Genomic DNA, 7606 nt, shown 5'->3' with positions numbered 1-7606 from the left:
GCCCCGGCAAGGCCTCCTTCGACCAGGTCGTCAGCGTCCCGGCCGCCCTCGTCACCGCCCTGCCGACCGCCTGACCCACGACCGCCCGGCCACCCCGTGCGCGGCTCCGGACCCCCGGAGCCGCGCACGGGTGCGCGCGGCCCTACAGCCGGCTCAGCGACGCCGCCGCGAACAGGACGTCGCGGATCGCCTCGCGGTCGTCGGTCTGGCCGACCGCCGCGTCCTCCGGGGAGATGTGGCCGGCGGCCAGCTGGCAGAACTCCAGGCCGTCCAGCGCGACCTCCGCCACCGTGTGCTCCCGCGAGGGTTTCGCCGCCGGCGAGTCCAGGGCGATGTCCCAGCCGCCCCCGCCCGCGCCCTCGATCTCCAGGTGCAGGGTGCGCCCCGGGGCGCCCGCCGCGACCAGACTGCGGGCCGGTGCCGCCAGGCCCGCGCGGCGGCGGCCGGCCAGGGCTTCGGGCAGCAGCCGGGCCGCGAGGTCGATCATGCGGTGCAGGTGCGGTCCGGACGGCGGCTCGTACGGGTAGTCCACCGCCTCCGCGATGTCCCAGGCGTGCACCCAGCACTCGAAGGCCCGCTCCAGGAAGGCGTCCCCGAGCGGCAGCGCGAAGCCCCCGTAGTCCACGGCCAGCTCGGCCACGCCCCGGCCCGCGAAGGAGACGGTGCGGACCAGGGTGTGCCCCTGCTCCCGCCAGGGTTCGCGGACCTTCCGGCCCGGCGGGGCGGCCGAGTTCCAGAAGTGCTCGGTGCGGCCCGTGGGACCGGCCGGCGGCGCCTGCGGGCCGAGCGGGTCGTCCAGGCCCAGCGCGGTGGCCACCAGCCCGTCGACCGTGAGCAGGTGTCCGATCACGCCCGCCACCGTGGTCCGGTGACTGCGCCGGCGCTCCTCCTCGAACCACTTGAGCCGCACCGGGGTGTCCCACTCCGACTCCCCGAAGTCCCGCAGCAGGGCGTCGAGCCGTGCGGTCTCGGTGTCGTACGGGGTCGCCCACACGGGTACGGGAATACGGGCCGGGCGCTTGCCCAGGCAGTCCTCCAGCACCCGCGAGCGCAGCAGCGGCTTCAGGTCGAGGCTCTCCTCCGGGTGCAGCAGCCCGACCGCGTCGCGCAGCCGCAGCGCCTCATCGGCGCAGGGCGCGCACTCGGTGAGGTGGTCCTCGACGGCCTGGGTCTCCTCGGCGGAGCAGGCGGCCAGCGCCCACGCCCCGAGCAGGGACTTCAGTACGGCGTGCGTGGGCGGCGCGGACGGCAGGACCTCGGGCGGTTCGAGGTCGTCACCGGCCGCGCGGGGACCCGGTATCCGCGCGGAACCGCCCGCCGGGGGCTCGTACGCGTCGTCGGGGGTGTCATCGGTGGGTCCGGTCATCGGGTGGTTCCGTATCCGCGTGGGCCGTATCCGGGCGGGGCGGTGTCCTCCCTGGGGAGGACGTTGGCGGTCGACAGCAGCTGGAGCCCGAGCCGCAGCCGGCGCCGCGCCTCGTCCTCGCTGATCTGCAGGTCGGCGGCGGCCTGCCGGTAGTCGCGGCGCTTGAAGTACGCGAGTTCCAGGGCGGCCCGCAGCGGCGCGGGCATGGAGGTGACGATGTAGTCGGCGCGGGCGGCGGCGTTGGCGCTGCGCACCTTCTGTTCGAGTTCCTCGCGCGAGCCCCGGCCCAGTTCGGCCTGGCGCAGCCGGGCGACGGCCTGGCCCTGGGTGATCCGGGCGACCCAGGAGCGCATGGAGCCCTGCTTGGGGTCGTAGGCGTCGGGGTTCTCCCAGATGTAGCCGAAGACCTCGCGGGTGATGCGGTCCGCGGCCTTCTCGTCCCCGAGCACCCGGTGGGCGAGGCTGTGCACGAGCGAGGCGAAACGGTCGTAGAGCTCGCCGAGCGCGGCGGCCTCACCGCGTGCGAGACGCTGCTGCATGCGGCGGTCCCAGCGCGGTGGAACGTCCTTCGCCATGGTGCCTCCAGCCGTGTGTCGACCCGTCAAATGTAGTCGCCACCGGCCGGAGCGCGCCTGTTTTGGGGGAACCTCCCCCGCACGCGCGACCCGCGTGCTACCCCGGATCCGCCGGCCCCGCTGCGCACACGCGTACGCGCCCCGCCGCGCTCCCCGTGCGCGGGTTCGATGCGGCCACCTCGTCGACCGCTCCGCTTAACGCGCAGGCCATCGAGGGCTTACGCTCCTGCCTGTCTTGATCTGCACCTCAAGTGCACCCCAACGCACATGTGAAGGCGGAACGCCGCATATGGACAGCGCAGAGTACGAGCGCAAGATCGCCTCCCGATTCGCCACCTTCGACCAGGACGGATCCGGCTACATCGATCGCGAGGACTTCAGTACGGCCGCCCGCGCCGTGCTGGCCGAATTCGGTGTGACCGCACGCTCGGACCGCGGCCAGGCCCTGTTCGCCGGCGCCGAGGCCTTCTGGCAGGGCATGGCCGGCATCGCGGACGTGGACGGGGACCAGCGGGTGTCCCGCGAGGAGTTCGTGACCGGGGCGGCGAAGCGGCTGCGGGACAACCCGCAGCGGTTCGCGGAGATCGCCCGGCCGTTCCTGGCGGCGGTGGTCGCGGTGGCGGACGAGGACGGCGCGGGCGCGACCCCGCAGACGGCGGCCCGCGTCCTGCGCGTCCTGGGCACCGCCCCGGACCTGGCCGCCCAGGTGGCCGCGGCCCTGGACGCGGACGGCGACGGCCGCATCGAGGAGCCCGAGATCCTCACGGCCTTCGCCGCCTACTGCGGCGTCGACCCGGACGCGTAGCGCCCGGCCGGAAGGGCGGGGCGGGGCCGTGCGGCGCCGCGCCCGCCCGGCCCGGCTACGCGAAGACGACGGTGCGGGAGCCGTTCAGCAGGACGCGGTGCTCGCTGTGCCACTTCACGGCACGCGCCAGCGCCTGGCACTCCACGTCGCGCCCGACCGCCACGAGCTGGTCCGGCGTGACCTCGTGCCCGACGCGCTCGACCTCCTGCTCGATGATCGGCCCCTCGTCGAGGTCGGCCGTGACGTAGTGCGCGGTCGCGCCGATCAGCTTCACACCGCGCGCGTGGGCCTGGTGGTAGGGCTTCGCGCCCTTGAAGCTCGGCAGGAAGGAGTGGTGGATGTTGATGATCCGCCCGCTCAGCTCCTTGCACAGGGTGTCCGACAGCACCTGCATGTAGCGGGCGAGGACCACGAGCTCGACGTTCTCCGCGCGCACCAGCTCCAGCAGTTGCGCCTCGGCGGCGGCCTTCGTCTCCTTCGTCACCGGGATGTGCACGAAGGGGATGTCGTACGAGCCGACCAGCTCGGCGAAGTCGGTGTGGTTCGAGACCACGGCCGCGATCTCCACCGGCAGCGCGCCGATGCTCGCGCGGAACAGCAGGTCGTTCAGGCAGTGGCCGAACTTCGAGACCATCAGCACGATCCGCATGCGCTGGTCGGAGCGGTGGATCTGCCAGTCCATCCTGAAGCTGTCGCCGATGGCCGCGAAGCTGGCGCGCAGCTTGTCCAGCGTGACCTCCGGCTCCGCCTCGAAGTGCACCCGCATGAAGAAGAGCCCGGTCTCCCGGTCTCCGAACTGCTGGCTGTCCACGATGTTGCAGCCGGTCATGAAGAGGTAACTCGACACGGCGTGGACGATGCCCTGCTTGTCGGGGCAGGAGACGGTCAGGACGTACTGGGGCTGGGGCAGGGCCCCGGGCTGCGGGTCGCTCATGACCCCATAGCCTTTCACACCGCGCGCGTGAGGATTTTCAGCACGTCCACCGAGGTCGGCCGCTCGTCGGGGTCCTCCCCGTCGGCGGTCGACATCCGTACGTGCGCCTCGCGCGACGCCCGCACGGCCTCGGGCCAGGCGGGGTCGTCCAGGTAGGCGGTCACGGGGGCGTCGGGGCCGACCTGGTGCAGGATCCGCAGGACCCGCAGCACCGCGAGGTCGACCAGGGCGGCCTCCTGTGCGTCACGGAAGATCGTGCCTATGTACTTGTCGGCGGACCAGCTGTCGAGCCAGGTGTCCTCGACGAGGCGGTACACGGCGTCGGTGACGTCCCCGTGGCCTTCGACGCCGGCGCGCCAGACCTCCTCCTGGAACGCGGGGTCGGAGAGCATGTGCAGCGCGGAGCGCACGTTGCTGCGCCAGCGCCACCACGGCATGTCGTTGAGGGGCATGCCGCCCATGGTGGAGGAGCGGCCGCCGCGGCGGGAAGAGTTCTTCGAACCTTGGGCGAATGTCACGCTTTCGATCGTACGTTCCCCACAAATGCGATCTTGACGCACCTATCCCCACCCCGCCCCCGGGCGTTCACCCGGGCGTCACCGGATGTTGCGTACACCTCAGCACCCAGTTACCCCTGTGGCGGAATGGTCGGGGGACATGACCAAAGACCGACGCGCCACCCCCCTGTCCCGCCTGCTCCTTGCCGCAGCGACGGGTGCGTGTCTCACCACGGCGTGCGGGGTGGTCCCCGGGAGCTCGGGGGGCTCCGGGGACACCCTCACGGTCATGACCTTCGCTCCGATGGGAACCAAGGCCACCAACATGCCCGGCATGCCCGGCATGGCCAAGGCGTACGAACGCTGGATCAACGCCAACGGTGGCATCAAGGGCCGCAAACTGCGCGTCCTGACCTGCAACGAGAAGAACACCGCGACCGGCGCCGCCGACTGCGCCCGCGAAGCCATCACGAAGAAGGTCGTGGCCGTCGTCGGCTCGTACAGCCAGTACGGGCGTGCCTTCATGGCCCCGCTGGAGGCCGAGGGCATCCCCTTCATCGGCGGCTACGGCGTCTCCCCGGAGGAGTTCCAGAGCACCCTGTCCTACCCCGTCAACGGCGGCCAGCCCGCGCTGCTCGCCGGCGCCGGCCACCAGCTCGGCAAGGCCTGCTCCCAGGTGTCCCTGGTCCGCCCGGACACCCTCGCCGGGGACACCATGCCGGTGCTGCTGAACGCCGGGCTGAAGGCCGGGGGCACGCCGGAGGCCTCCGACATCCGGGCCGCCGAGGACGCCGCGGACCTGATGCCGCAGGCCCGCGAGGCCCTGGCCGGCGCCGGCCCGGGCGGGGGCGGTGCGAAGGAGACGGCCGGCCCGGCGCCCGCCGCCAAGGGGGACGGCACGTCCAGGGCCACGGCGGGCCCCACCACCCCCTCCGGCGCCTCCGGCGCCACTGCCGCCGCCAAGGGGACCTCGTCCAAGAGCTGCGTCACGGCCGTGCTCGGCGAGCGCACCGAGACCTTCTTCGACGCCTTCCGCCGCGCCGACTCCACCCTCCACCGCAACCCGCAGATCTCCTCCGTCCTCGGCAGCGTCAGCCAGGCCCTGGTCGACCGCACCGGCGGCAAGGAGAGCCCGTTCGAGGGCGCCTACGTCACCAGCTGGTACCCGGTGTCGACGGACCCGCTGTGGGCGCCGATGCGCAAGGTGATCAGCGACCAGGCCTTCGGCGACGACACCGTCGAGGCCGACGACAGCGGGGCCCAGACCACCTGGATCGCGTACACGGTGCTCAACCAGGTCGTCCAGAAGTTCAAGGCCGACGAGGAGGTCACGGCCCGCAAGCTGGCCCGGATGCTCAACCAGACCCCGGGCATCCCGACCGGCAACCTCACCCCGGAACTGAGCTGGCGCTACCAGGACATGCGGGCGGTGGCCGGCTTCCCGCGGCTGGTGAACGGCCGGGTCAGCTTCCAGGTCGTCCAGCAGGGCCGGCTCGTCGCACAGCTCGGCGAGCAGGACGTGGACATGACCGCGACCCTGGAATCGGCCCCGCGCTCGGCCTGACCCCGCTACAGCTGGGTCTTGTCGCGCCGGGTGAGCCCGTACTTGGCGGCGATCGTGTTCCACATGGCCGCCGCCGAGTCCTTCGCCTTGGTGGCCTCGGCGCTGGACTTGTTGCCGTCGGCGGCGTCGTCGGTCGGCTTGGCCTTGCCGTCCTTGCAGCCGCCCTTGTCGTGGCCCGCGTCGTCCGCCCAGTCCGCGTAGCTGTTGTCCGCGTCCGCCGAGGCCTTCCACGCCTTGGTCAGCGCGGCCGTGAGGCGGGCGTGGTTGGGGAGCAGGTCCGTCTTGAGGTCCTGGAGGCGGGTGACCAGCTCCTCGCGCTGCCGGGCCGCGTCGCGCAGGTCCTGGGCCGCCTGGCCGAGGTTCTTGCAGTCCTTGATGTCGTCCACGGCCTTGATCACCGCGGTGCGGCTGTCGTTGGCGTCCGCGAGCAGGTTGTCGAGCTGGACGGCCTGCGGGCGCGCCGGGTCCACCGGCGCGGACCCGCCCGGGGCGTCTGCGGCCGCGGACCCGCCGCCCGTCGCGGGCACCGAGACGGGGTCGTTGTTCTGCGCCTTGCCGTCGCTGAGCAGGGCGCCCACCCCGAGCCCGGCCACGGCCAGCCCGAAGACCGCGGCGGCTATCACCGCGGGCGGGATCCGGCGCGCGGGCGCGGGCGCCGGCGGGGGCGGGGCCTGGAACTGCTGCTGCGGGGCGGCGGCCTGCGCCGGGGGCCGACGCGGACCGCGGCGCTGCGGCGGCGCGGGCGGCGGCGTCCGCCGGGCCACCGGCTCCGTGACGGGCGGCAGCTGCTGGGTGTGCCCGGCCCCCGCGTCGGCGCCGCCGTCCCGGAAGAGCCCGTCGAACCCCTCGGCGCCGCCGGCCGGGCCGGGCCCCGCGGGGACGGGAGGGATGTACTGCGTCGCGGCGTCGGCCGCACCACCGCCCGGACCCGCCGGCACCGGGGGGATGTACTGCGTCGCCGCGTCGGCCACAGCACCCGCCGGAACGGGAGGGATGTACTGCGTCGCGTCCTCACCCGCGCCCGCCGGCACCGGAGGGATGTACTGCGTCGCCGCGTCCGCCGCACCACCCGTCGGCACCGGCGGGACGTACTGCGCCGCGGCGCCGGCGGCCGGTGCCCCCGGCCCGGGCGCCAGCGACGGGACGACCTGCGTCTCGGCCCCGGCCATCATGGCGCCGGGCGTACCCGGACCCCCCGGAGCGAACGCGGCGTACGGGGCCGCGGGACCGCCGGCGCCCACCTGCGGCACGTACTGCGTGGCCGCGTCCGCCATCGGCGCGACCGGACCCGCCTGCACCGGCGGCGCGTACGGCGGCGCGCCGCCGCCCACCTGCGGCACGACCTGCGTCTCGGCCCCCGCCACCATCGCCCCCGGCGCACCGGGGCCCCCCGGAACGGGCGGGGCGTACGGGGCCGCGGGACCGTCGGCGCCCACCTGCGGCACGTACTGGGTGGCCGCGTACGGCGCGTCCGCGTCCGCCGGCTGCCCCGCCGGGCCGCCCGGCAGCGGCGGGTAGCCGTAGCCGGGCGGGGCGCCCGGCCCCTCGTGGCCGGGGCCGGCGGCATGACCCGCCTGCGGGTAGCCGTAAGCCGGGCCGCCGGGCTCCGGCGGCGGGACGTAGGCGGGCTGGACCGGCCCGCCCTGCTGCCCGTACACCTGCTGCTGCGGCGCGCCCTGCGGGTCCTGCGCGGGCGGGAGCCCGTACGCGGGCGCCGCCCACGCCTGCCCGGCCTGCGGCGTCCCGGGCTGGGGGACGCCCCCTTGTCCGTTCTCCGTCACCGGGACTCCTTCTCGCCTTCTCCGACGTCCGCGCTGCGGGGGAACCCGCGCGGCCGTCGGGTCACGCTACCCGGTCCCGGCGTG

7 protein-coding genes are annotated in these 7606 nt (G+C 74.3%); 2 read left to right on the top strand and 5 right to left on the bottom strand.

Annotated elements, in window-relative coordinates:
• Nucleotides 1–142: 142 nt before the first annotated feature.
• Nucleotides 143–1366, bottom strand: coding sequence for a maleylpyruvate isomerase N-terminal domain-containing protein (locus tag AB0469_RS14030; protein WP_366451587.1), 1224 nt, complete (start codon nt 1364–1366; stop codon nt 143–145).
• Complete coding sequence (locus AB0469_RS14025; protein ID WP_042816979.1) at nt 1363–1941, bottom strand: sigma-70 family RNA polymerase sigma factor; 579 nt, start codon at nt 1939–1941, stop codon at nt 1363–1365. Before AB0469_RS14025 ends, AB0469_RS14030 begins: the two co-directional genes overlap by 4 nt.
• A 289-nt stretch (nt 1942–2230) precedes the next feature.
• Between AB0469_RS14025 and AB0469_RS14020 the strand changes: the two genes are divergently transcribed.
• The gene (locus tag AB0469_RS14020; protein ID WP_042816978.1) at nt 2231–2746 is read left to right on the top strand and encodes an EF-hand domain-containing protein; all 516 of its coding nucleotides are present in this window, start codon (nt 2231–2233) and stop codon (nt 2744–2746) included.
• A gap of 55 nt (nt 2747–2801) precedes the next feature.
• Here AB0469_RS14020 and purU read toward each other — a convergent pair whose 3' ends face one another.
• A complete protein-coding gene (purU, locus tag AB0469_RS14015; RefSeq protein ID WP_366451585.1) occupies nt 2802–3680 on the bottom strand; it encodes a formyltetrahydrofolate deformylase in 879 nt (292 codons plus the stop codon).
• A gap of 14 nt (nt 3681–3694) precedes the next feature.
• Complete coding sequence (locus AB0469_RS14010) at nt 3695–4141, bottom strand: hypothetical protein (RefSeq protein ID WP_366451666.1); 447 nt, start codon at nt 4139–4141, stop codon at nt 3695–3697.
• A 196-nt stretch (nt 4142–4337) separates the two neighbouring features.
• Here AB0469_RS14010 and AB0469_RS14005 point away from each other — a divergent pair, with 196 nt between their 5' ends.
• Nucleotides 4338–5741 carry an ABC transporter substrate-binding protein gene (locus tag AB0469_RS14005; RefSeq protein ID WP_366451584.1) on the top strand — a complete coding sequence of 468 codons (1404 nt, stop codon included), beginning with the start codon at nt 4338–4340 and terminating at the stop codon, nt 5739–5741.
• Between the two features lie 5 nt (nt 5742–5746).
• On the opposite strand, the gene AB0469_RS14000 is transcribed toward AB0469_RS14005, so the two are convergent.
• Nucleotides 5747–7522 (bottom strand): hypothetical protein, encoded by a 1776-nt coding sequence (locus AB0469_RS14000; protein WP_366451583.1) that lies wholly within the window; start codon nt 7520–7522, stop codon nt 5747–5749.
• Between the last annotated feature and the right edge of the window lie 84 nt (nt 7523–7606).

It is taken from the genome of Streptomyces sp. NPDC093801 (genome assembly GCF_040701585.1).
In the GTDB taxonomy this organism is placed as follows: domain Bacteria; phylum Actinomycetota; class Actinomycetes; order Streptomycetales; family Streptomycetaceae; genus Streptomyces.
The sequence above is the reverse complement of the archived record's forward strand: the minus strand, read 5'-3'. Positions and strand labels throughout refer to the sequence as shown.